General features: G+C 44.5%; 21 protein-coding genes. 20 read left to right on the top strand and 1 reads right to left on the bottom strand.

Features of this window, described 5'->3' with window-relative positions; genetic code table 11:
• Positions 1-254 precede the first annotated feature (254 nt).
• From GC093_RS32195 to GC093_RS32180, 4 genes are all read left to right on the top strand, one after another.
• Entirely contained in the window at positions 255-2,546 is a 2,292-nt protein-coding gene (locus GC093_RS32195; protein ID WP_246315762.1) for a chondroitinase-B domain-containing protein, read from the top strand.
• Between the two features lie 237 nt (positions 2,547-2,783).
• On the top strand, positions 2,784-5,243 hold the full coding sequence (locus tag GC093_RS32190) for a PAS domain-containing hybrid sensor histidine kinase/response regulator (protein ID WP_171656039.1): 2,460 nt from the start codon (positions 2,784-2,786) through the stop codon (positions 5,241-5,243).
• Between the two features lie 106 nt (positions 5,244-5,349).
• Complete coding sequence (locus GC093_RS32185) at positions 5,350-6,465, top strand: hypothetical protein (RefSeq protein WP_171656038.1); 1,116 nt, start codon at positions 5,350-5,352, stop codon at positions 6,463-6,465.
• A gap of 117 nt (positions 6,466-6,582) precedes the next feature.
• Positions 6,583-7,794: a Rho termination factor N-terminal domain-containing protein gene (locus GC093_RS32180; protein WP_171656037.1), complete on the top strand. Its 1,212-nt coding sequence runs from the start codon at positions 6,583-6,585 to the stop codon at positions 7,792-7,794.
• A 191-nt stretch (positions 7,795-7,985) separates the two neighbouring features.
• Here GC093_RS32180 and GC093_RS32175 read toward each other — a convergent pair whose 3' ends face one another.
• Positions 7,986-8,414: a cell wall hydrolase gene (locus GC093_RS32175; RefSeq protein WP_171656036.1), complete on the bottom strand. Its 429-nt coding sequence runs from the start codon at positions 8,412-8,414 to the stop codon at positions 7,986-7,988.
• A gap of 179 nt (positions 8,415-8,593) precedes the next feature.
• Between GC093_RS32175 and GC093_RS32170 the strand changes: the two genes are divergently transcribed.
• The 16 genes from GC093_RS32170 to GC093_RS32090 all read left to right on the top strand — a co-directional run bounded on the left by GC093_RS32170 (position 8,594) and on the right by GC093_RS32090 (position 24,562).
• Positions 8,594-9,871, top strand: a complete 1,278-nt coding sequence (locus GC093_RS32170; RefSeq protein ID WP_171656035.1) for an MFS transporter — start codon at positions 8,594-8,596, stop codon at positions 9,869-9,871.
• Between the two features lie 163 nt (positions 9,872-10,034).
• Positions 10,035-10,913 (top strand): radical SAM/SPASM domain-containing protein, encoded by an 879-nt coding sequence (locus GC093_RS32165; RefSeq protein WP_171656034.1) that lies wholly within the window; start codon positions 10,035-10,037, stop codon positions 10,911-10,913.
• 27 nt (positions 10,914-10,940) lie between these two features.
• Positions 10,941-12,083, top strand: coding sequence for an FAD-dependent monooxygenase (locus tag GC093_RS32160; RefSeq protein ID WP_171656033.1), 1,143 nt, complete (start codon positions 10,941-10,943; stop codon positions 12,081-12,083).
• A 62-nt stretch (positions 12,084-12,145) separates the two neighbouring features.
• Complete coding sequence (locus GC093_RS32155) at positions 12,146-12,643, top strand: CYTH domain-containing protein (RefSeq protein ID WP_171656032.1); 498 nt, start codon at positions 12,146-12,148, stop codon at positions 12,641-12,643.
• A 283-nt stretch (positions 12,644-12,926) separates the two neighbouring features.
• Entirely contained in the window at positions 12,927-13,700 is a 774-nt protein-coding gene (locus GC093_RS32150) for a sporulation protein (RefSeq protein WP_171656031.1), read from the top strand.
• Positions 13,701-13,959: 259 nt separating this feature from the next.
• The gene (locus GC093_RS32140) at positions 13,960-14,415 is read left to right on the top strand and encodes a MarR family winged helix-turn-helix transcriptional regulator (RefSeq protein WP_171656029.1); all 456 of its coding nucleotides are present in this window, start codon (positions 13,960-13,962) and stop codon (positions 14,413-14,415) included.
• A 13-nt stretch (positions 14,416-14,428) separates the two neighbouring features.
• A complete protein-coding gene (locus GC093_RS32135) occupies positions 14,429-15,646 on the top strand; it encodes an MFS transporter (RefSeq protein ID WP_171656028.1) in 1,218 nt (405 codons plus the stop codon).
• A 94-nt stretch (positions 15,647-15,740) separates the two neighbouring features.
• Positions 15,741-16,094, top strand: coding sequence for a Na-translocating system protein MpsC family protein (locus tag GC093_RS32130; protein ID WP_171656027.1), 354 nt, complete (start codon positions 15,741-15,743; stop codon positions 16,092-16,094).
• Between the two features lie 440 nt (positions 16,095-16,534).
• Entirely contained in the window at positions 16,535-17,578 is a 1,044-nt protein-coding gene (locus tag GC093_RS32125) for a Nif3-like dinuclear metal center hexameric protein (protein ID WP_171656026.1), read from the top strand.
• A gap of 35 nt (positions 17,579-17,613) precedes the next feature.
• Positions 17,614-18,669 (top strand): ABC transporter substrate-binding protein, encoded by a 1,056-nt coding sequence (locus GC093_RS32120; protein WP_171656025.1) that lies wholly within the window; start codon positions 17,614-17,616, stop codon positions 18,667-18,669.
• Positions 18,670-18,673: 4 nt separating this feature from the next.
• Positions 18,674-19,453 (top strand): ABC transporter ATP-binding protein, encoded by a 780-nt coding sequence (locus GC093_RS32115; RefSeq protein WP_171656024.1) that lies wholly within the window; start codon positions 18,674-18,676, stop codon positions 19,451-19,453.
• A complete protein-coding gene (locus GC093_RS32110; protein WP_171656023.1) occupies positions 19,434-20,318 on the top strand; it encodes an ABC transporter permease in 885 nt (294 codons plus the stop codon). Before GC093_RS32115 ends, GC093_RS32110 begins: the two co-directional genes overlap by 20 nt.
• A gap of 431 nt (positions 20,319-20,749) precedes the next feature.
• Positions 20,750-21,796, top strand: coding sequence for a Nif3-like dinuclear metal center hexameric protein (locus tag GC093_RS32105; protein ID WP_171656022.1), 1,047 nt, complete (start codon positions 20,750-20,752; stop codon positions 21,794-21,796).
• A 64-nt stretch (positions 21,797-21,860) separates the two neighbouring features.
• Complete coding sequence (locus GC093_RS32100) at positions 21,861-22,916, top strand: ABC transporter substrate-binding protein (RefSeq protein ID WP_171656021.1); 1,056 nt, start codon at positions 21,861-21,863, stop codon at positions 22,914-22,916.
• A 4-nt stretch (positions 22,917-22,920) separates the two neighbouring features.
• Entirely contained in the window at positions 22,921-23,700 is a 780-nt protein-coding gene (locus GC093_RS32095; RefSeq protein WP_171656020.1) for an ABC transporter ATP-binding protein, read from the top strand.
• Positions 23,681-24,562, top strand: coding sequence for an ABC transporter permease (locus GC093_RS32090; RefSeq protein WP_171656019.1), 882 nt, complete (start codon positions 23,681-23,683; stop codon positions 24,560-24,562). Before GC093_RS32095 ends, GC093_RS32090 begins: the two co-directional genes overlap by 20 nt.
• The last annotated feature ends 49 nt before the right edge of the window (positions 24,563-24,611 follow it).

Below are 24,611 nucleotides of genomic sequence, written 5' to 3'. Positions count from 1 at the left end.
GATTGCAGGATTTTGTGCAGGCTAATGATCGGGAGAGGGGCAAGCACCGATTTTGAGGTTGAGCCAAAGAGTAAAGCTGTGTAGTTTCGAAATTGGTATGATTCTTTAGTTTTTGATGATTTCTTTATTCAAGCTTTTACGTTATAAATGTAATCAGAGTGCGCACTCTACGCTTTTGAAAACGCTTTAATAGATCGGTGTCGAAGGGAATGTCGGTAAGGTCATTAAAATCATGCTGAAAAGGATGTGCATGGATGATATTACGTAAAAAGGCTTTCGCTTTCGTTTTATGTGTTTGTTTGCTCCTCACAATGCTTCCGCTGACCGTATTTGCGGTGGATGCCAAATTATCAGTCTCGGCGTCTGGTGTAACAGCTAGTAGCGATGATGGAAACGTACCTGCCAACACCGTGGATGGGAACCTAACCACCCGCTGGTCGGCGTCAGGTAACGGGCAGTGGATTCAGTATGATTTGGGCTCCAATAAAAAGGTAGCCTACATCAAGATAGCTTTTGTGAGCGGTGATACGAGAACGTCAACTTTCGATATCCTAACCTCGACTGACAACGTGAACTTTACAACCGTGCAGACTAACGTAGTGAGCAGCTTGAATACGAGCCTGCAAACCTTTGATTTTCCGGATGTGAGCTCGGCTCGTTATGTGCGTATCCTTGGCCACGGCAACTCCCTCAATGCGTGGAATAGCTACACCGAGGTTGAAATTTATGGGGATACAGCTATTACTACAGATGCTAAATTCCCAGTCACTGGAGCTTCTGTTACGGCTAGCTCCAATGATGGAAACGTACCCGCTAATACCGTGGATGGGAACCTAACCACCCGCTGGTCTGCGACCGGTAACGGGCAGTGGATCCAGTATGATTTGGGCTCCAATAAAAAGGTAGCCTACATCAAAGTAGCCTTTGTAAGCGGTGATACGAGAACCTCCACTTTTGATATCTTAACCTCGACGGACAACGTGAACTTTACGACCGTGCAGACTAACGTGGTCAGCAGCTTGAATACGAGCCTGCAAACCTTTGATTTTCCGGATGTGAGCTCGGCTCGTTATGTGCGGATCGTTGGACATGGCAACTCCCTCAACGCATGGAACAGCTACACAGAAGTAGAGATTTACGGCACGGATCCCACTTCCAATCCCGGCAATAACGTTTCTGTTTCTACCTCTGCTCAGTTGGCTTCAGCCATAGGCAGTGCTAGTGCTGGTACGACAATCGTACTCGCTAACGGTACCTACACACAAAGCGAGGCTTTTAAGTTAAATAACAAGGCCGGAACGGCTAGCAGCCCTATCACGATAAAAGCGGCAAATCAGGGACAGGCGATTATTTCCGGTGGCGCATTCCTCGAAATTAATAACTCATCCTACGTTATCATTCAGGGATTGAAGTTTACAAACACAGGAAATAACGCCCTTCTCTTAAATGGATCGAACAACATCCAGGTTACTCGGAATAAATTTGCTTTACCTGCAACCGGCGGAGCTCTTATCTGGCTTCAGGTCAGTGGAGTTAATAGTCATCACAATCGGATCGATCATAATGACTTCGGTAATAAGAGCGATACTAACCCGCTCATTGCTTACGAGGGAGACGGCAATGGGAACATCTCCCAATATGATGTGATAGAATATAACTATTTCCATGACGTTGGACCCTGGGTTGATAATGGGAAGGAAACGATCCGCCTGGGGCTGTCAGGAATCTCATTGTCCAATGGGTATAACACGATCCAGTACAATTTATTTGAGAATACGGATGGTGAACCGGAAATCGTTTCTGTGAAAAGCAGCAATAACACAGTCCGCTACAATACCTTCAAGACTTCAAAGGGAGGGTTAACCTCTAGACATGGCCATAGTAACAGCTTCTATGGAAACTTTTTTCTTGGCGACGGTGTCGAAACGGAAGAAGCAGGAATTCGGATTTATGGGAACGATCATAAGATATACAACAACTACATGGAGAATCTGACCAAGGATGCTATTATTCTCGATAATGGCAATTATGACGGCGGCTCCAGCGGGTATCCAGCGAATCCATCTGCCGATGATTTGAGAGCACAGTGGAAAATTTATCGCGCACAAGTCGTCAATAATACGATTGTGAACAGCACAACGGGAATTACTGTTGGTTCGGGCAAGACCTATGCTACTCAGGACAGCAGAGTAGCTAACAATATTATAAAGAATTCCTCCGGTATTCTTTATAATGAAATCGTGTCCACCAATACTGTATTTGAAGGGAACATAGGGAACGGCGGCACTCTGAAAAGTAACGCATCGCGAACAGCAGCCGAGATATTGGGCGTTGATCCGGCATTTACAACCATTAACGGATTACAAAAGCTGTCCTCTACAAGTCCGGCAATAAATTATGCCAAAGGGAGCTATCCTTTTGTTTTGGAGGATATGGATGGAGAAACTCGCTCCACTAATGATGCCGGAGCAGATGAACGTTCCGGTGCTACGAGCTTCCCCAACCATCCGCTGACAACAGCAGAGGTTGGACCAAGCGCGCCATAATCTAAGATTGGAATCCGCAAAAGTCTCAACTGTGCGGATTTTCCTATTCAGTCAATGCTCTACAGATGTGAATGAAGGCACTGAGAGCTTCCAGCTTACTCAGTGCTTTTTTCATAGCGAATAAAGGAATTTCCTGTCGGATTGAGGAATAAGTCCTAATGACTATTTTCAGGAGTTCATGACGGGTTCTTGGTGATTTGGTTCATGGTAATACAACCTCTGTGGGAGGGGATTCTATTGTTTCGGGACCTGGTACTAAATTTTGCAATCATTAGCCTATTTGTATTTTTAGCTGCACCTTTATTTATCAGAAAGAAAAATGCGGTCAAACCGATTTGGTTGTACCGGTTATATGTTGGCGCTGCTCATGGAGGACTTGGCGTTGTTTTGTTGTTTTTAAGTGTCGAGACCCCAAAATATACTTTTCTTAACTTGAGAGGAATTGCTTTTCTCCTATCATCCTTCTTCGGCGGACCTGTTAGCAGCTTCCTCACCTTCACCTTTGTTACCATTGGGCGACTAATAACAGAAGGCTCTATCGATATGCTCCAGAGTGGAATAGGCTTTGCAGCGGCTCTCGGAACAGGGGTGTTATTTAGCAAAATCAAAGCATATGGACTCAAATGGACTATCGGCACAATGTTTTTACTAAACTTTTATTACTTCAGCTTATGGTATGCGGGCAAAATTATTTTGAACGACGTATGGCCCTACATGCTTTATCAGTCTTGTGGTGCTTTATTGGTTGCCCTCTTTCTTCGCTATTTGATTCACACCTATCGATTTCAACAGTCGGCCAAGCAGGTGGAGCGGGAAATGATTCAGATGCTCTGCATGCAGCCTGGATTCACATTTAAGTTTCTTAAGAGAGATGACGGCAAGTACATATTTACTTTAATAGAAGGAGAATTGTTGCAGCGACTAGGGGTGAAGCCGAGCTTTTTTACAGGCCGAGCGGTTGATGAAGTTGAGTTTTTTCCTGATGCTTTTGTAGCTATGTTGAATAGTTATTATGACCGGGCATGGAAGGGCGAGAGAGTTGTTTTTGAGGCGGAATTGGACTCGTGCAGCATTCTGGTAACGTTAAATCCAGTCTTAATAAATAATGGAGTTAGCTATGTTATAGGCAGCGCATTAGATTTGTCCGAAAGCAAAGCAGCCGATAAATTAATTCAGGCAAGCGAGGAACGATATCGCAGGCTAGTGGAACATTCACAAGATTATATCCTTGGCTTTGATATAGAAGGCAATGTGACTTCAGTGAATCATAAATTAATTCATACCTATAAGCTGAACAGCAAGCCAACAACAGGAATGCCTTTGCCAGAGTTGATTAGCATAGACGAAGTGGGGAAGTGGCAGCATTATTTTCAACAGGCGATGCTCCAACAAGAGTCCCAGCAGTATGAAATGACTTTGAAGCTTCCCGATGACAATGTGCATATTTACACGGTCTCGTTGTCGCCGATTTTTGGTGCTAATCAAGAAATAATAAGCCTTACCTGTACGTTTCATGACATTACGGATTTGAAAAAGCGCCAAGAGGCTGATGAGTCTAATTGGGCAAAAAGTCGGTTTCTAGCTCAAATGAGCCACGAAATACGCACTCCGATAAATGCCGTTATTGGTCTTAATTATTTGCTTCAGCAGACGGACTTAACGGATCAACAACAGGAATATGTAAACAAATCCATGCGGTCGGCCCAAGGCTTGCTGACGATCATTAATGATGTCTTAGATTTCTCAAAAATTGAGGCCAAGAAAATCGTAATGGAGCAAATCGACTTTGATTTGTATGAGGTGCTTCACACGTTAACCGACATGATCAGCTTACAAGCTCGCGATAGAGGGTTGAATCTGCATACCGAGGTACATCCTAAGGTACCGCAAAAGCTTACAGGAGATCCGTTCCGACTCAATCAGGTGCTCTTGAATTTAACCAATAATGCTCTAAAGTTCACAGATGCTGGACAAGTATCAGTTCGGGTAGATGTTGTTTCACATCATGGATATGGCGTTACCCTTCGTTTTACTGTTCGGGATACAGGGATAGGTCTAACGAATGAGCAGCAAAAGCAGCTATTCCAAGAATTCATACAGGCCGATATGTCCACAACGCGCAAATATGGAGGAACGGGGCTTGGTCTTGTTATTAGCAAAAATCTGGTGGAGCTTATGGAGGGGACGATTGGCGTTGAAAGTGAGCTTGGTCAAGGAAGCTGTTTTTATTTTACCGCAAAGTTTGGCATTAGCTCTCAGACGATCTCCGATACGGCTATAGAGCCTCCATTTAAGGAGCTAGCTGAGAAATTTGCTTCACTTAATCATACAGACGTTTTACTGGTGGAAGATAACGAAATCAACCAACTGGTGGCCAAAGAAATACTCAAGGAGCTGGGAGTTCGGGTTGATGTGGCAGAGAATGGGGAGGAAGCGGTTAGATGTGTTGAAAATAAGCGGTACGATGCGATTCTGATGGACTTGCAGATGCCCATTATGGACGGCTACGAGGCTTCTAGAATCATTCGAAAACTGGAATATGCGAAGAATATACCAATCATAGCAATGACCGCGGATGCTATGCAAGGGGTAAAGGAGCAGGTACTAGAAGTAGGGATGAACGATTATATCACCAAGCCTTTTGAACCGGCTCAGCTCTATAGTATGCTGCAGCGAGTTATTCAAGCTTCGAAATGAATGTGATCCAATTGGTTGTTATGAAGTAATCCCCCTTATTTTTCCTGTAATGGTTTTTCTGATTTCAGTAGAAAATGAATCATATCAAATCAACAGGGGATAAGGGATGGTTACTATCTATAAATGGTTAGTTGTGTTTTTTGCTGCATTTATATTGGTTGTTTTATGTGATCCTCATGTTCTCGCGGCGCCTGAAGCAAAAGCGATGTTGACCGTGAAAGCTTCCTCTGAAGCACAAATGGAAACGCAATTAGCCTTAGACAATAAATTTCTCCAACATATCCGTCGGAACAGCAAGCATACAGCCGCTTCTATTATTCCAGTTACGGACACCGCTTTGACCCTTGTAGATAATGGAGTTACTGTAACCTATTCGGTAGACCGCAAAGGCAATTTATATCATACAGAAACCAACGAAATGATTCAATTGGATACGAAAATAAAACTGGAGCTTGTAAAGTATATTCAGCTCGCACGATCCACACATTTCGGGAAAGTTGTCCCGTGGGATAAGGCAAAAGGAATCATTCCAAAGAAAAAGAAGTTTAAAGTCATTGATGTAGAGACGGGACTGAGCTTTAATGTACAAAGAAGAGCAGGCAAGCATCATGCAGATGTACAACCTCTAACCAAAGAAGATACGGCTATCATGAAACAAATATACAAGGGCAAATGGAGCTGGAAACGAACAGCCATTGTTGTGCAAACGGGGAATAAATTCCTTGCTGCCTCTATGCATGGAATGCCGCATGGGGGAGATGGGATACCCGACAACGACTTCTCCGGCCATTTCTGTATTCACTTTTTGGGAAGCACCACGCACGGTTCAGGGAACGTCGACCCCGAGCATCAGCTAATGGTATATAAAGCAGGCGGAATGCTGGAGGAGTACTTCATTCAAGCATCTCCTTATGAAATAGTGGATGCTTACATTAACGCCTTCAACTTTCGTGATTCCCAGCTGTTGAAAATGAGCTTTTCCAATTCCAAGCATCAACAACTTGAATTACTGTACAAAAATAAGGATCAAATCACAGGGATGCGTAAAAGGGTAAAAACGATAACAAAAGGAACTTCAGGGCTGCTCTCATTGGAAATTCCGGTGGAGGTTGGTATTACACGGGGGGGGCGTGGCGAGGAACGGGCAACATTACTGTTTCAGATGAAACGAACGTCATTCTTCGAGCAGTGGACGATTGATTCCATCGATATGATTTCTTGATGATCATGCCATAATGAGAGGGCGCCCGTAAAAGCGCCCTTTTTTGTTATCCAAAAGGGTTGATGCAATGTGTTATAATAAATTAAATGATTAACCATGGCAAGGAAGGATGGGAAAATGGACGTGCAACTAAGAAAAAAGAACGAGAAGACACTATTGTCTCCTTTGGCAACGGCGAAAGACATGAGGAGGGAAATGGAGATTAAAGAGGAGGAGAAGCGCTGGCCCCAAATGGAAGTGCCAATTACCCTCGGAGATTGTCTTGCCGGTCTGACGAAAAATGATTTATCGGAGATCCGTACAAGTTTGGGTGTTTACGGAGCAAGCACACTAAAAAAACAAGAGTTGATTACGGTATTGGAACAACAGATTCCAATTATGCTGCCTCATCTTTTAAATAAAATAGACGATACGCGGTATAGAATAATAAAGCAGCTTGCGAGCCGTGGTGGACATGCCTTCCTGCCGTTGGAATCGAATCAGCTTGATTACTTTAAACATAGAGGAATAATCTTCTCAGGGATGCAGAATGGGAAGAAGACTCTGGCCATCCCCCAGGAAGTTCTCCAATGCTTCAATAGTATGGATACTGGTTCCTATAGAGAAACGGTTCGAAGAAACACGGAATGGGTGAAGCTTTCACAGGGCCTTCTTTTTTACTATGGCCACCTGAGCTTGGACGAATTGAATAGCATGGTTAGTTACCATGTGGGTATGAATGTAATGATGAGTGATTATTTACCGGTGATAGAAGAGGCCGCTTGGTTCTACGAGGAAATTCAGATTGAGACCGATGGCTTTTCAAATAGTAGGGTTTGGGACGGGGAAGAAGTGAAGAAAGAGCATCTAACTAGACCCGACTTACCGTTCTATCCATTTACTAAAGCTCAACTGATTGCTGCAGGTGAGCCGGACTTCGTTGATCGGACTCGAGCCTACCAAGCACTTGTCAGTTTCATAATGAAAAATTACCCTGTAGACCGGGTCCATGCAGATAGGCTTGTTGAAGAATGTGTATATGCTATTCAGATTGGAGAGGCGCCGAGTAATTTGCTCCAGTTTCTTCAGTCCCAATTGAAAATTGATAGCTTGGAATTGATAAAAGGTTTTATGGATCATATTGTTATGCTGAATAACACTACCAGACAATGGGTGATCAAGGGTCATTCGCCAAATGAGTTATCTTCTTCTAGAAATAAACCCAATATTCCGCAGTCTACTCCATTCAAGGCCGAGGTTATTGATATGGCAACGAGGAATAAAGTGGGGCGCAACGACCCTTGTACTTGTGGCAGCGGCAAAAAGTTTAAGAAGTGCTGCGCCAAATAATCAATATTAAATATTTATTGCGCTGTATACGCACACAAAAAAAACCTGAGGCACAGCCTCAGGTTTTTCTTATAATATCAGCATTTATATGTTTTCAGCGGAGCTGAACCATTCTGATATTGCAAGCAAAGCTACTTCTTAGACACGAATGTATCTTCATTGAAAGGGCTTCGATCAGAAGCTTTCTTACTTCAATAAGTGTTATAAATATTTTCGCACTCTTCTCCTGTCGGTTGATAGAAGCAGTGCTTTTTAAAACGTCCAACAAGGGGCTGATTATACCAAGTATCAGGACAGTCTCCTTCAGGTCTGAAATACCACAAGCTGAATTTAGCCGGCCACACTCTCTCGCCATCTACAGACCTTCTAGCTAATCGTTTGTCGCGGTCTCTTGATCTTTGATAAAAATATCCGTGCTGAACAGCTTCAAAAGCATGTGGCTGATAGATCATTTGCTCAATAGTACGGATATCCTTGAAATCAGAGCAATCCCCTCGTATTCGATTAATGCCCACATTTCCGACCATCAGCATGCCTTGTTCGCCTTCGCCCTCAGCTTCGGCTCGAAGTAATCTTGCCAAGAGATCAATATCTTGTTCCCTTGCTTTAACAACAGCCATAATTTCACCTCATAATTATCAAAATTAAGCCTTTATGTCAAGCGGTCTAGTCATTGACTAGTGTAATGTATGAGCGGATGTCCTTATTGGTGCCTAAATCAACTGTAAACAGTCATGCGATTATATGGTAACATATACAAAAAACCAATATTAGAGCGGGAAGGGAGAGATGCTTATCTATGTCGGAGGGAGCAGCAGTAACGGAAGCCCAGCAAGTAAGAATTGAGCCTGCAAAACGCAATCCATATAAAGACGGTCCCTTTTGGGGGATTTGTATCGGGCATGCTTTTACGCACTGGTACCCGTCTTCCATGTATATTTTATTGCCGTATATTGTTATTGCCTATAATTTTTCTATTACACAAGCAGGCTTATTATTAACGTTAAGATCTTTAATCACTGCATTCCTAACGATGCCGATAGGCGCTTTTACCGATATGTCCAGAAAGAAGCATCTGTTCTTGGCGGCTTCTTTGTTTTTGGTCGGAATGCCGTTTCTATTCATTGGATTTGTTCAGGAGTATTGGCTGTTTGCACTGCTTTTCATCGTGATGGGTGTGGGCAATGAATTCTGGCATCCGGCTTCCTACACAACCTTGTCCGTAAGATTTCCGGAACAGCGGGGATTGACGTTCGGTTATCATGCGATGGCCTCAAACCTCGGGGATATGCTGGCTCCTATCGTTATCGGAGCTTTGATTGTCACCTATACATGGCAGGAAATTATATATTGGAACTTTGTTCCGGGAGTGTTTTTCGCGATTTTCATTTTGATCACCTTAAGGAATATGAATGTCGATACATCACACCTAACAAAAGCCAAAGCCAAAGTAGAGTCGGCAGGCGGTGGGTTACAGGATTATTTTAGAGGGTTAAACGAATTGCTTCGCAATAAAACGGTTGTGCTGATTGCTATTTTAAGCGGAATTCGCGCGATGGCACAGAATGGTATAATGATTTTACTACCTTTATATTTAGCGATGGAAATTGGTCTGAACGCATTTTGGGTAGGTATGACATTGGGAGTGCTTCAGGCAGGTGGGTTGATAGCGGCCCCTATTGTAGGAAGAATGTCGGATAAATCGGGTCCGCGGAAAATTTTGACCAGCTTGATGGTCATTACGTCGATTATGCTTGTGATTGTTTCGGTTATCCATCATGAATGGATCCTGATTGGTACGATTGCCGTGCTTGGATTTTTCTTGTATGCCATAAGGCCCGTGCTGCAGGCTTGGGCGATGGAAAGTACGGATACAAAAGTGGCGGGGACCGCGACGAGCTTACTGTTCAGCATGCAATCCCTCATGGGGGCTGCCTCCCCAATCATCGGTACGTATCTGGCTCAAACCTACAGCTTCGCTGTGGCCTTTTACTTTTTGGCGGGAGTTATTTTGGCAGGTAATTTGGTTATTCATTTCATACCTAAAACTGTGGCAGACCAACAGAGTGTCAGGTAAGAAATAGTCCGCACATCGCCCCAATTAAATTCTCTTACTAAGGATGGTTTCTCCCAAGAGTCCAAATATTAGAAAGAACCTTGTTCTATGCACATCAAGGAACTGACGGTACAATAAATAGATAAAACAACTATTAAGTGCAGACTGAATGGAGTAGCTCATAATGAAAAAATTCAAGAAATTTTATATCGAGATCACGAGCGTATGCAATCTGGCCTGTACGTTCTGCCCGCAAACGCAGCGGCAAGCTAATTTTATTAAGGTAGATGCATTCACTAAAATTTTAGATGAAATAAAACCTCATACGGATTATATATATTTTCATGTAAAAGGGGAACCTCTTCTTCACCCCAAAGTCGATGAGCTGCTGGATTTGAGCCATGAAAGAGGATTTAAGGTTAATATTACCTCCAATGGAACGCTTATTAATAAGAACAAGCACAAGCTGCTAAACAAACCGGCTCTAAGACAGATCAACTTCTCCTTGCATAGCTTTGACGGACATGAGGGCTCTACCAATAAAGAAGAGTATATTATGAGCATTTTGTCATTTGTAAAGGAAGCTGTGGCGACTAGCAAGTTATTGATATCCTTTAGATTATGGAATCTGGATACCGATAACACTACCAACCTGGAAAGAAACAGAAATCGTGAAATACTTGAAATGATTGAAAGAGAGTTTAATCTGGATTACAAAATTGAAGAAAAATTCGTTCGAGGCAGTGGGCTCAAAATTGCAGATCAGATTTACTTGAATCAGGATCATGAATTTAAATGGCCTAAGCTAACGGAAAAAGAAGATGAAGGAAAAGGTTTTTGTCATGCGCTTAGAAATCAGGCGGCTATATTAGTCGATGGGACGGTTGTGCCTTGCTGCCTTGATGGGGAAGGTGTTATTAACTTAGGCAATATCAATCAAACTCCTTTCTCCGAAATTGTAGAGGGTGAAAGAGCGAACAAGTTGTTCGATGGATTTTCCAGAAGAGAAGTGGTTGAGGAATTATGTAGGAAGTGCGGATATAGACAAAGGTTTAGCATGTAAGTTGGCGAGCGAGTGGAGGCTTGAGCCGTGAGTAAGAAAGTGTTGATTATTGGAGCGGGAATCGGGGGATTGACAGCGGCCCTTGCGTTGAAACGAATAGGCTATGAGCCTGTTATATTCGAACGTTCACCACAGCCTTCATCTAATGGCACGACTCTTGTGTTATGGCCCAATGCATTCCGTGTCTTACAGGTTCTCGGTGTGGCTGACGATATCATGAAATTGGGTGTCCGCAACCTGAAGACGAGCGTGTTTACTGCAAAAGGACAACCGCTGTACGAGCTCTCGCTCGACATGGAAGCCGAATACGGCTACCCGGTAATGACTGTATTGCGGGCAGATTTGCAGCGTGTGCTTCTGGAACGGCTTGGGGAAGGCTCTGTAGTATGGGGCCAAGAATTTGTTGGCGCGAAGCAGGGGGATGAGCAAGTTACCGTTAATTTTGCCAACGGACACCGGGAACAAGGTTGTTTGTTAATCGGAGCCGATGGCATTCATTCTAAAGTTAGAACCGCATTGCTTGGAGAAGTGCCGTTGCGTTTTTGCGGGTTTGCTGCATATAGGGGGATGGTGGACAATCATTCAACCATACTGCCGCAACAGATAGGGATGGAAGTGTGGGGAGAAGGCAAGCGATTTGGCCTGTTTCATACCGGACATCAGGGGCTTTACTGGTTCGCCACGCTGAACAGCATGGCGGATAGTGATAGCTCACCACTCGGAATAAAACAGCATCTGCTGCATGAATTTGCAAGCTGGCATCCGCCTGTGGAACAGATTTTACATCAAACGGATGAATCCAAGATGCTGCGTCACCTGATCTATGACATACCATCATTGCCCTATTGGTCGAAGGGGCGAGTGACTCTGCTGGGTGATGCGGCGCATGCAATGACACCTAACCTGGGACAAGGTGCTTGCCAAGCTATTGAAGACGGTATGGCTTTGGCTGAGTCGATTCAGGGTGAATCTATTCTAAGCTTGGCCTTACAACGGTATGAAGCCAAGCGTAACTCACAAGTAAGAAAAGTGGTGAGCTTATCCAATCGCATGGGGCGGGTTTCCCAATGGTCCAATCCTATGCTATGTGGAGTTAGGAACTGGGTATTTGCTACCCTTCCAGGCTCTATGAAATTAAAGCAACTGGAACGAATTATTGGTAAGGGATAGCGTTTTTAGCGAATGACAAAAAAGTTGTTGATGCTGTGATACTAGAAAGGGGCATAATCGTCATGAGTAAGGAAATCGAAAGAAAGTTCCTATTGCCAGCTTTCCCTGCGAAGGAGCTTGAGAATAAAGCCATTGCTATGGTTTCGAAGCAGTACATTTATCAAACCTATTTGGCGTTTTCGGAGGATCAAGAAATTAGAGTCAGGAAATTGGTTAACAATGAGGGTCTTTCTGATTTCACTCATACTTTCAAATCAGGACATGGTTTAGTAAGGGAAGAGATTGAATATCCAATTTCAGAGAAAATTTATACGCAGCTGCTGAATAATACGAAGCTTAAACCGCTGGAGAAGATCCGCACTAAGGTAGAGTATGAAGGGCATATCTTTGAAGTGGACGAGTATAAACAAATAGATCTTATTGTTGTAGAAGTCGAATTTCCCGATGTGCATTCCGCAGAGGTATTCACGGTTCCGGATTGGTTTGGAAGAGAGCTGGGACAGGAAGAGGAATTTCGGAATAAGACTCTCTGGATCAAGCTGCAGACTGAAACCTTATAATTATATAGAAAAAGCGTCGGACTGGATACAGTGCCAACGCTTTTTTTATATCATTGAAAGGACTCCCCTATAAATTTTTGAGAAAACCTTTGTATTTACAGTTCTCTCTACATATACTATAGCGGTCTACGTCGTAGGATCGTCGCATTTCTGAATAAATATCCATAAGATGAAATTACAAAGAAACCAACTGTTTTCTGCATCGTAGTTAATGGAGGGATTAAAGTCAGTTTATGCTTACGATGCTGGTTTTGCTGAAGCAAAACCTTTAGGGGGAATACGGATGTCCACGTTTAAGAAAATGCTGGCTACTGTGGGGATAGGCGCCGCGAAGGTTGATTTGCAGATAGATAATGAGCAGGTGGCTGCTGGTGATATGGTAACAGGAGTCGTTCTTATTCAAGGCGGACGGGTTAATCAGGAAGTGGATGATGTATACGCATTCGTGAAAACGCAATATGTACAGGAAAAGGACAATCAGAGGTCTTTGGTGGAAACAACAGTCGGGAAGTTTCTGCTGGCAAGTAAATTTACGGTAGAAGCTGAGCAAGCTTACGAATATCCCGTTTCCTTCCAGCTTCCGTCGGGCACTCCCATAACGGTTAAACGGACTTCCATCTGGATTCAGACGGGTCTGGATATTAAAGAAGCTGTTGATCCGAAGGATGAGGATCGGCTCGAGGTTTTCCCACATCGACATTCTCAAATCGTACTGGATGCGATTGATCTGCTTGGCTTCCGGCGTCGTGAAATCACTTGTGAATATGCACCGAAGCTCGGACGAAACCTCCCATTCGTGCAGGAATTCGAATTTGTCCCAACGACACATTTCCTAAAGGATTTGGATGAACTAGAGGTAATCTTTCTACCGGATGAAGACGGTGTGGAGCTGCTGCTGCAGATTGACCGCAAGGCGAGAGGTCTGATGGGGATGTTCGCTGAAGCGACAGATACGGATGAGAGCTTTGTCCGTTGTCACTTTAGTGCTCACGATCTGCATAGTGGTGCAGACTCAGTTGCTGAAGAATTGTCCCAGATCATCCGGCAGTTTATATAAATTAATATTCTCCTATTACTCATGAAAAACGGTTGTTTTTGTCGGAGCGGGCTGACCATGCTGTCGCGATCCAAAAACTAAAAGATGCCAAAAGCGGGCCCTCTGTGTTGAATGACTTCATTCAGCAGGAGGGCTTTTTTATGAGTGTCTGGTACGGTGGGATGGGTTCAACTCGTATCAGCTCGGGTATCCTTGATTGACAATCATAGTTGCCACGAATATAATTGTCTTAACAACTATTTAAGTGGGAGGGAAACATATGACCAAGACTAGCGACAATGGAATGGAGCATTCTATAGGCTTCAATATGGGAGTAACCTATCGCAAGCTAACGAACCTTCTACAGGCTCGACTTAAGGAATATGACATTACGCCGGAGCAGTGGTCCGTTCTTTATCAGGTAGCCAGATCGGAAGGGTTGATTCAGAAGGAAATTGCGGATCGTGCAGGCAAGGATAGACCAACGACGACCCGAATTCTGGATCAGTTGGAGGGGAAGGGCTGTATTTATAAGAAAACCGGGGAGAATGATCGACGTTCGTTCTTGGTCCATATTACGGAGAAAGGAAAGCTGCTGATCGAAAAGACGCTCCCCATCGAGCGGCAAGTCATTAATGATATTAAGGAATGCATGACCACTACCGAATACGAATTGCTAATGGAGCTTATGCTTCGAATCAATAATCGCATCAGTGAACTAACAGACTTAGAGTAGGAGAAAAGACACCATGAATGCTCATGAATCAGAATCAGCTTCAAAATTGTGGACGAAATCATTTATTAGCTTAACGATTTGCTCGTTCCTGTTATTCTTAAATTTACAAATGCTGCTGTCCTCATTTCCCGCTTATGTAAAAGGGACTTTCTTAGTTGGGGATTTGACTGTCAGTCTTGTAACAAGTGTGTTCGCCATATCCGCGATAGCTACCCGTTTTTTGACTGCGGCGCTCATTCGGAGGATGCAGCGTAAAGTGATTTTGTTTATCGGGCTAGCCGTAGCGGCTATCATCACAGCTATTTATGGATGGGCCGATTCCATTGGATCGCTGCTTGCTATGCGCGTTGCCTATGGGATCGGTTTTGGCATGTCTAGCACGATAATACCGACATTGGTATCGCCTATTATTCCAAGTAAAAGGATGGGAGAAGGCATCGGTTATTTTGGTCTTTCGACTAGCCTTGCCATGTCCATTGGACCGATGATCGGTTTAAATATGATGAACCATTATGGCTTCGGAACTCTTGCACTAACGGGTGCAGCAACGGTTCTTTTGATTTTTCCAATCCTACTGTTGTCTCGTTCCCTTCCGCAGGAACCCGTTATACAGCGTGACACAAGTGCTGTTTCTGGGTCCCGGTCATTTAATCCCCTATTGTTATTTCCCGCTCTGCTTAATGTTCTTTTATCGGTGACATACAGTGGACTTCTCAGCTTTATTGCCTTATTTGGAGAAGTGGTGCATCTTGAACAGGTGGGGCTATTCTTCTTGTTTAATGTAATCACTATAATCATTATAAGGCCTATTTCAGGCAAAATATTTGATAAGAAGGGTCATGCAGCTGTCCTTATTCCTGCGGCAATTTGTGTGCTGGCCAGCATGACATTGCTCTCCTATACCACTACGATGCCAATGCTGATTGTGTCCGCACTGCTCTATGGACTCGGTTTCGGATCTATTCAGCCGACTATTCAAGCATGGATGCTTCGCTCGACGCCCCTAGCGCAGCACGGAACGGCCAACAGTATGTACTACAATTCCACAGACTTGGGTGTGGCAGCAGGCGCATTAATTCTAGGAGCCATCTCTTCTGTTTCTGGGTATGCGGCAATGTATCGATATTCGGCGGGATTTATGATTGTGTTCCTTGCTGCGTATGTAATCTATTGGATCGCAAGGGCCAGACAGACAAGAAATTATACGAAGACCCAGGCTGCCTCTAAATAAATTCATCTCCTAATTTATTATTCCACAAAAGGATTGTTCCCGGTATTCGTAGAAATTAACATAGATGTTACTGTCTACGAAGGAGGAAGCTTGGATGAAGCAACCATACTCGACCGGTGTATTGAAGCAGGAATTTATTAAAATTTATAATTCAATCAATCAGGAAATTTTTGGGACGGGCATCAAGTCGCAGAAGATTGAAATTTCCGGCGATAAAGTGTTTATTTTTGCAACGCACAAGCGTATACCCGCGCTAAAAATACTTGACGAATCCAACCGGAGTTTGACGGCCAGTGTAGACATCTTGTTAATGGAGGCCAACAAACGGATGCTCAAGGAACAGATCGAGAGTACACTGGGACTAGAGGTCAAGCTGGTACTCAAGGACTACGATCCAGTAACGGAATTTTCAGGAACCGTTATACTTTTGAAAGAACCATTGGAATAACATGTTAATTTATATAACATTACAATGACGAAAAACCTGTATTTTTGCGTATTAAATATATTTTTATTGATATTTATGAATTTAATTGTTATATTAACTAACATATTAGTGAGCAATCACATGATATCATGCAATAGCTCACACAAGCTTTGTGCTTCTGTACATTAAGGTATCGCATCCTTTTGCAAAAGAGAGATCCGGTTCCATTGTGTATAGCAAGCGAAATCCATACATATAGCAGGTGCTGAGGAACTCCTTACGGAGAGCTTTACAACCGCTAATTGTGACGTATCCGGGTCTGGTTTCTTTCAGCCCCAGTATGCTCATGATAGCGGTTTTTTTGTCTAATTAACCAGCGGGGACAAGAAGGATCAGAAGAATGCTTTTGGATGCGCAGCGGGGTTGTTCAACGGATGCAGCCAGAGAGGAGGAAACACAGGATGGCAGGAAGAGCGCGGACAGATGTGGCGAGTGTACTTGAGGCACTTAATAAAATTTCCAAAGGAAGGATGGTGATGGATTGGAATGAAGTGACCTCTGGAGCTAATCCCTATGTGGTTATGAAAACCTCGAACATTCCAGGTAAAGGTGTAATTGAAATCCCGGGCCTTATATTTGGTGACAAGCATAAGCCGGTATCGCGAATTGGTGTTGGAATGACATTGACTGAATCGGTCATTGAGCTTGCTTCTGCCATGAAGCTTGATCTTATCGTCGTTCACCATCCAGTAGCAGATGCAGCGAGCTCAGGAGGGGTGCCATTCTCGGATTATTTACCTCTGTATGATTTGGCTCTAATTGAAATGCACGAGGCTTTTCACGGACTCCATCCCGGACTTACGCTGTTGCACGGACACACCAAGCTGAAGACGGATATTACTTTCGGGGGTATCCCGGGAAATGTGCTTCATAAGGGTGTTGCACTTCCAGATGTGCATACAGTAGGGGATATATTAGCAAGAATAGAGCGGTTTATGGGACGGGAGATCGACCAAGATATGCTGGAGGCAGAGCGTGCGATCCGTGGGGAGTCAACGCTGCAGGAAGCAACACTCTCCAATCCGGCTAAGCTGCTGAGCGGTGGTATGACAAGTCCGGTGAAGCATATCCTGCACTTTTTCCCTCACACTGGATTTTCAGTTGATCATTTGGAGAAGGCTCTTCAGATGTATCCCGAAACGGACACGATTATCGTTAGTATCAGCAGAGTTAGGGAGGATCATCCTTTCGTTACGCTGGCCAAGGAGATAGGGCTTAATTTTATCGTAGGCAATCCTCATTCAGTTGAAATTATGGAGAATGGACTGCCGCTCGCTTATGCGTTGGAGCTGCTGCTTCCAGAGGTAGAGGTATTCTTGCTAAGAGAGCGCATAACGGCTGTGTCGCTGAAGGATGTGGGGCATCGTCAAATGGTGGAGTACGGCAGGGAGATGGCAGAGACGCATTTGGTTTCCATGCCGCCTAGAGCTGTTCAGACTTATTAAAGCTCGTCAAATACATAAATCGGGAGGAAGAAACCATGATAAAAGTTAAGAAATCCGCATGTATGCTGCTTTCTGTAGTGCTGCTAACACTTGCCGCGGGCTGCGGCTCCGCACCTGCTGTTGAAACAAAGCCTTCCGCACCTGCGCCAGAAGTAAAGAAAGAGCAGCCGCTGAAGACGGTTAAATTTTCCGAGGTTATCCGGTCCATCTTTTACGCTCCTCATTATGTGGCCATGCAAAAAGGCTTTTTCAAAGAAGAAGGCTTAGTTATAGACATGAATACCGCGCAAGGCTCGGATAAAGGGGCGGCCGCTTTGATTGCAGGGGTTGCGGATATTTCGTTGGTTGGGCCAGAAACTGCCATTTATATTTATAATCAAAAAGGAGATAAGACGCTCAAAATATTCCATCAGCTAACGATGAAGGATGGTTCGTTCCTGCTATCACGCAACAAGGCGGATGCTTTTAAATGGAGCGATCTCGAAGGGAAATCCGTTATAGGCTGGAGACCGGGCAGCGCCCCTCAAATGGTGTTAAATAACAAGCTGCTGTTGGAAAAAGTAAATAAGGTTGACGTTGTGACGAATATTGCTTCTCCGGCAATGGCGGGTGCTTTTACAAGCGGCAAAGGTGACTACATCCAGGTGTTCGAGCCCATTGCCTCCAGCTTGGAAAAAGAGGGGAAGGCATTCTTTGTAGCCTCGGTAGGTCAAGCATTTGGTGCATTTCCTGAAACCTCCTATGTAGCAACCTCTGATTATATCAAAAGTAACCCGGAAATCGTGCAAAAATTCGTCAATGCTGTAGCCAAAGGCGCCAAGTGGCTGAACACCGCATCCCAGGATGAAATTGCTGAAGCACTGATGCCATTTTTTGAAGGGACGCCTAAGGATGTTGTTATTCAATCGATAGAGCGCTATAAAAAGCAGGATACATGGCCTGCTGTGCCTGAATTGACAAGCGAACAATTCGAAACGCTGCAAAAGGTGTTAATAGATAACGGTGTGCTTAAGCTGGAGCAAAAGGTCACAGACATGGGAGCCATTGTTGATATGAGCTTTGTCAAAAATATCGGGAAGGTGGCGAAATAAGCCCATGGCCCAGATTGAATTGAACGAAGTGAACTTAAGCTATTTTACCATGAAGCAGGAAACAGAAGCTTTGAGGGATATCAATCTATCGGTAGAAGCCGGAGAGTTTATTAGTATCGTGGGTCCGAGCGGCTGTGGGAAGAGCACACTGCTCTCCCTGATCTCGGGTATGTATAAACCGACTCAAGGTAAAGTATTAATTGATGGGCAGGAGGTGTCGGGCACCTCCCCCAAGGTGGGGTATATGCTGCAGCATGACCATTTGTTTGAATGGCGGGATATTCTGAGCAACCTGATGGTTGGGGCGGAGATTCGCAAGATGGACCGCAAAAAAGCGGAGCGCAAGGCGTTGGAGCTCATGGAACGCTACGGCTTGGGAGGGTTTGCTCATCATAGTCCGGCGCAGCTCTCCGGCGGCATGCGTCAGCGGGTAGCATTAATCCGAACGCTTGTGACCGAGCCGGACATTCTGCTGCTGGATGAACCCTTCTCCGCATTGGATTATCAGACAAGGATAACGCTTGCTGATGAAATATTTAAGATTATTAAGGATCAGGGGAAAACAGCGGTTTTGGTCACTCATGATATATCTGAGGCCATCAGCATGGGGGATCGCGTCATGGTTATGTCGAACAGACCTAGCACCATTTCTACGATTTATTCAATTCAATTGGGTAACGGTCAGGATCTGACTCCTTGGAAGAAGAGGGAAGCGGATCAATATAACAACTACTTTAATGAAATCTGGAAGGAGCTGCAGGGGCATGTCGTCTCTACCGGTTAGTGAATCATCAGTCGTCGCGGAGACACAGGAGGAGAAAATTCAGGCAGTGCGTGTAAATAAACAATCCGTTTCCCCGCGATATGCCGAGTATAGGCAGGCTCAAAGGCGGAAGCAGTGGATGGTTCGCTTGTCCCAGCTGTTATTGTTTGTAGCTTTTCTTGCGCTGTGGCAGCTTGCCACTGACTTGAAGTGGGTCGACTCCATGTTGACCAGCAGGCCGTCGCAATTGTTCACATCCTTTCAAGAGCTCGCCTTTAAAGGTGAATTATTTAAGCACATGTGGACGACCAGCCTGGAGACCTTGATTGGTATTGTTGTTTCTATGCTGCTTGGGACCTTAATTGCTGTTGTGTTCTGGTGGTCCACCTTTGCCTCGAAAGTATTGGAGCCGTACATGGTCGTGCTGAACGCTCTGCCGAAGGTAGCGCTTGGTCCTATCTTTTATATTTGGCTGGGAGACAGGTACTCTATCTATGGAATGGCCATAGCGATATCCGTAATTGTCACAATCATCATGGTTGAGAGCGGATTTAGGGAAATTAGCCAAACGAAGCTGAAGCTGATGGAGTCATTCGACGCTACCAAGGCTCAAATGCTCCGGATGGTACTTCTGCCCGCAAGTATTCCGAATTTTATTGCAACGTTGAAGGTGAATGTTGGTTTGACGCTGGTGGGAGTCATCATGGGTGAATTTTTATCTTCTAAGGCTGGACTGGGCTACTTGATCATTTATGGAGGTCAAGTGTTCCAAATGAATATGGTTATGGTAAGTATTGCGATGTTGGCTATCTTATCTATCATTTTGTATGGCTTGGTAAATGCGGTGGGTCGCTTTGCGAAGAAAAAGTATCACTTTGGAAATTAAGCATAATAGCCGTTTCCTTGGAGGGATGCTCCCGTCGAGACGGCTTGTTTGTTCTTTTGAAATAAATTTCGTATACAATATGCAACAAGCCTAGCGCAATTGAATGAAGTATGTTATTATCTATGTAAGCGCTTTACAAACAAGTTTTACCAGTGAATTTTCAATTCATGATAAGTATGGTATTTGAGAACATTAAGGATCGAATCCTTTTATTTAAAAGAGATTAGACGCCATTTTGATTCTTTCACAAGACCATGCCTAAAGCAGGTAATAAGGAACTCTACGGAGAGCCTTGCAACCGCTACTTTATGACATATTCGGGTCCGCAAGGAATCCGTATGCTCATGGTGGCGGTTTTTTCTGTTTCTCAATTTGAACCATTATTTTTATATCAATCAAACTAAGCAAATGCAGCGAGGGAGTGGAAACGTATGAAGGGAACGCGGGACCAAGTAGATGTGGGAAATGTGTTAGAGGCGCTCAATGTAATATCCAAAGGAAGGATGGTCATGGATTGGAATGAAGTAACCTCTGGCACAAATCCGTATGTGGTTACGAAAACCTCGAATATCCCAGGTAAAAGTGTCATTGAAATTCCAGGGCTCATTTTTGGCGATAAACGCAAGCCGGTATCACGCATAGGTGTTGGAATGACGCTGACCGAATCGGTTATCGAGCTGGCTTCGGCTATGAAGCTTGATCTCATCATCGTTCATCATCCTGTGGCGGACGCGGCCAGCTCAGGTGGAGTACCGTTTGCCGATTATTTACCTTTGTATAATCTATCGCTTATCGAAATGCACGAGGCTTTTCACGGGCTTCATCCGGGACTTACGCTTCTGCATGGACACACCAAGCTGAAGACCGATATTGCCTTCGGCGGTATTCCGGGAAATGTGCTGCATAAGGGCGTCGCTCTTCCTGAAGTTCATACTGCAGGGGATGTGCTAGCTAGAATAGACCGGTTCATGGGACGGGAAATCGATCAAGATATGCTAGAGGCAGAGCGGGCGATCCGAGGAGAGTCCACTTTGGAGGAAGCGACAATCTCGAATCCGGCCAAGCTGCTGAGCGGCACGCCTGAGAGCTCTGTAAAGCACATCCTTCATTTTTTCCCGCATACTGGCTTTTCGATGAAGCATTTAGAAACGGCGCTGCAAATGTATCCAGAAACGGATACGATTATTGTCAGTATCAGCAGGGTGAGGGAGGATCATGAATTTGTAGAGTTAGCCAAGCGTCGAGGACTCAATTTTATAGTAGGCAATTCCCATTCCGTTGAGATTATGGAGAATGGGCTTCCTCTTGCTTACGCCTTGGAAATGCTGCTTCCGCAGGTTGAGGTATTCCTGTTAAGAGAACGTATAACGGCTGTCTCGCTCAAAGAAGTCGGTCACTCTCAGATGGTTAAATACGGTAGAGATATGGCTGAAATGCATCTGATATCTAAACCAACCCAAGCTGTCCAAATATTATAAAAGGTGGCTAAGAAGCCCCCTTTTGAACTTTCACTATAAGTATATTCTGAAAGGATGATATCTAATGAGAATGAGGAAAACCGCCTGTCTATTGCTTTCTGCCGTGCTATTATCGCTTGCCGCGGGCTGCGGCTCTGCGCCGTCTGCTGTACAATCGAATGCTAAACCAGCCGCTGCCTCGGAAGGAAAGAAGGAGGAAGCTTTAAAAACAGTCAAATTTTCGGAGGTCATTCGTTCTATCTTTTACGCTCCTCATTATATCGCCATGCAAAAAGGTTTTTTTAAAGAGGAAGGCCTAAATGTAGATATGAACACAGCACAAGGCTCTGATAAGGGGGCGGCTGCTTTAATTGCTGGGGTTGCAGACATCTCGTTGGTCGGACCGGAAACCGCGATTTATATCTATAATCAAAAAGGGGACAAGACGCTCAAAATTTTCCACCAGCTAACGATGAAGGATGGTTCATTCCTGCTCTCCCGTACTAAATCGGATGCTTTCAAATGGAGTGATCTGGAAGGGAAGTCCGTCATAGGCTGGAGGCCGGGCAGTGCGCCGCAAATGGTGCTAAATAATAAGCTGCTGCAGGAGAAAGTAAACAAGGTTGATGTTGTGACGAATATTGCTTCTCCTGCGATGGCTGGAGCTTTTACAAGCGGCAAAGGCGACTACATTCAGGTGTTCGAGCCAATTGCTTCCTCCTTGGAAAAAGAGGGAAAAGCTTTTTATGTGACATCTGTGGGGCAAGCCTTCGGTCCCTTTCCAGAAACCTCGTATGTGGCAACATCTGATTTCATTAAAAAGAACCCTGAAACCATTCAGAAATTCGTAAATGCCGTCTCCAAAGGAACGAAATGGTTGAACACAGCCTCTCCTGATGAGATTGCAGCTGCGTTGATGCCATTCTTTGAAGGAACGCCTAAGGATATTATTATTCAATCGATCGATCGTTATAAGAAGCAAGATACATGGCCTGCTGTTCCTGAGCTGAATGCAGAGCAATTCGAAGCGCTGCAAAAGGTACTGATAGATAACGGAGTACTTAAACCGGACCAGAAGGTCGCTGACCTGAATGCGGTTGTGGATATGAGCTTTGTGAAAAACATCGGGAAGGGGAAGTAAGTCTATGGCACAAATTGTATTAGATGATGTTTGTTTAAGCTATTTTACAATGAAGCAAGAAACCGAAGCTATTCGGGACATCAATATGTCCATTGAAGCGGGTGAATTCATCAGTATCGTGGGCCCAAGCGGCTGTGGCAAAAGTACAATGCTTTCGTTGATTTCCGGCATGTACAAGCCGACGAAGGGCAAAGTGCTGATCAACGGGCAGGTAGTATCCGGCACCTCCCCCAAGGTGGGGTACATGCTGCAGCATGATCATTTGTTCGAATGGCGGGATATTCTGAGCAATTTGATGGTTGGAGCGGAAATTCGCAAGATGGATTTGCGGAAAGCCGAGCGTAAAGCGATGGAGCTGATGGAGCGTTACGGCTTGGGGGGCTTTGCCCACCATAGTCCAGCTCAGCTCTCCGGCGGTATGCGTCAGCGAGTGGCGTTAATCCGTACGCTAGTGACAGAGCCGGACATCCTGCTGTTGGATGAGCCGTTCTCTGCCTTGGATTATCAAACAAGAATAACGCTTGCTGATGAAATATTTAAGATCATTAAGGATCAAGGAAAGACCGCGGTGCTGGTTACTCATGATATTTCAGAAGCTATCAGCATGGGGGACAGGGTAATGGTTATGTCGAAGCGGCCGAGTACAATTTCTTCCATTTATAATATTGAGCTGGGTGAGGGTAAGGGGCTTTCCCCCTGGAAGAAGCGGGAAGCGGTTCGTTACAATGATTACTTTAACCAAATTTGGAGGGAGCTGGAAGGGCATGTCGTCGCTACCGGTTAGAAAGTCGACTATTGGTCAGGAACCGAGGAAAGAACAATCGATAGCATTGGTTATAGAGAAGAAGAGCTCGCAGCAATACACCGAATATCTTCGAGTCCAAAAGCGTAAACTGTGGATGGTACGTATCGCCCAGTTATTGTTATTAGTCGGATTCCTTGGCTTGTGGGAATTGGCTGCAAATTTGAAATGGGTGGACTCGATGCTGACCAGCAAACCGTCGCAATTAGTCACATCGTTTCAAGAGCTGGCATTTCGAGGGGAGCTGTTCAAGCATACCTGGACTACGGCATTTGAGACGTTGATTGGAATTGTGGTTTCCATGGTGGCAGGAACCTTGATAGCGATTGTGTTCTGGTGGTCGACTTTTGCTTCCAAGGTGCTGGAGCCTTATGTTGTAGTGTTGAATGCATTGCCTAAAGTCGCGCTCGGTCCGATCTTTTACATTTGGCTGGGTGATAAGTATTCCATCTATGGGATGGCGATGGCTATATCCGTTATTGTTTCTATTATTATGATAGAGAGCGGGTTTAAGGAAATTAGTCAAACGAAGCTGAAGCTGATGGAGTCATTCGGCGCTACTAAGGCCCAAATGCTCCGGATGGTACTTCTGCCCGCAAGTATTCCGAATTTTATTGCAACGTTGAAGGTGAATGTTGGTTTGACGCTCGTAGGGGTTATTATGGGTGAATTTTTATCCTCTAAGGCTGGGCTTGGTTACTTGATTATATATGGCGGCCAAGTTTTCCAAATGAATATGGTCATGGTTAGCATCGCCATGTTGGCTATCTTATCTATTATTTTGTATGGCTTGGTTAATGCAGTGGGTCGTTTTGCGAAGAAAAAGTATCATTTTGAAGGTTAATTAATATAAGGTTATAGGTAAATGGTGGAAACCATAGTTAAGAAAAGCC

Source organism: Paenibacillus foliorum, from assembly GCF_013141765.1.
Lineage (GTDB): Bacteria > Bacillota > Bacilli > Paenibacillales > NBRC-103111 > Paenibacillus_S > Paenibacillus_S foliorum.
The sequence above is the reverse complement of the archived record's forward strand: the minus strand, read 5'-3'. Positions and strand labels throughout refer to the sequence as shown.

Bases quoted from the DNA above. Each gene is read 5' to 3' on its own strand.
- GC093_RS32120 (WP_171656025.1), top strand. From the start codon at position 17,614: ATGATAAAAGTTAAGAAATCCGCATGTATGCTGCTTTCTGTAGTGCTG.
- GC093_RS32150 (WP_171656031.1), top strand. From the start codon at position 12,927: ATGTCCACGTTTAAGAAAATGCTGGCTACTGTGGGGATAGGCGCCGCG.
- GC093_RS32180 (WP_171656037.1), top strand. From the start codon at position 6,583: ATGGACGTGCAACTAAGAAAAAAGAACGAGAAGACACTATTGTCTCCT.
- GC093_RS32135 (WP_171656028.1), top strand. From the start codon at position 14,429: ATGAATGCTCATGAATCAGAATCAGCTTCAAAATTGTGGACGAAATCA.
- GC093_RS32105 (WP_171656022.1), top strand. From the start codon at position 20,750: ATGAAGGGAACGCGGGACCAAGTAGATGTGGGAAATGTGTTAGAGGCG.
- GC093_RS32100 (WP_171656021.1), top strand. From the start codon at position 21,861: ATGAGAATGAGGAAAACCGCCTGTCTATTGCTTTCTGCCGTGCTATTA.
- GC093_RS32125 (WP_171656026.1), top strand. From the start codon at position 16,535: ATGGCAGGAAGAGCGCGGACAGATGTGGCGAGTGTACTTGAGGCACTT.
- GC093_RS32140 (WP_171656029.1), top strand. From the start codon at position 13,960: ATGACCAAGACTAGCGACAATGGAATGGAGCATTCTATAGGCTTCAAT.
- GC093_RS32130 (WP_171656027.1), top strand. From the start codon at position 15,741: ATGAAGCAACCATACTCGACCGGTGTATTGAAGCAGGAATTTATTAAA.
- GC093_RS32175 (WP_171656036.1), bottom strand. From the start codon at position 8,414: ATGGCTGTTGTTAAAGCAAGGGAACAAGATATTGATCTCTTGGCAAGA.
- GC093_RS32195 (WP_246315762.1), top strand. From the start codon at position 255: ATGATATTACGTAAAAAGGCTTTCGCTTTCGTTTTATGTGTTTGTTTG.
- GC093_RS32155 (WP_171656032.1), top strand. From the start codon at position 12,146: ATGAGTAAGGAAATCGAAAGAAAGTTCCTATTGCCAGCTTTCCCTGCG.
- GC093_RS32110 (WP_171656023.1), top strand. From the start codon at position 19,434: ATGTCGTCTCTACCGGTTAGTGAATCATCAGTCGTCGCGGAGACACAG.
- GC093_RS32095 (WP_171656020.1), top strand. From the start codon at position 22,921: ATGGCACAAATTGTATTAGATGATGTTTGTTTAAGCTATTTTACAATG.
- GC093_RS32115 (WP_171656024.1), top strand. From the start codon at position 18,674: ATGGCCCAGATTGAATTGAACGAAGTGAACTTAAGCTATTTTACCATG.
- GC093_RS32185 (WP_171656038.1), top strand. From the start codon at position 5,350: ATGGTTACTATCTATAAATGGTTAGTTGTGTTTTTTGCTGCATTTATA.
- GC093_RS32170 (WP_171656035.1), top strand. From the start codon at position 8,594: ATGTCGGAGGGAGCAGCAGTAACGGAAGCCCAGCAAGTAAGAATTGAG.
- GC093_RS32090 (WP_171656019.1), top strand. From the start codon at position 23,681: ATGTCGTCGCTACCGGTTAGAAAGTCGACTATTGGTCAGGAACCGAGG.
- GC093_RS32165 (WP_171656034.1), top strand. From the start codon at position 10,035: ATGAAAAAATTCAAGAAATTTTATATCGAGATCACGAGCGTATGCAAT.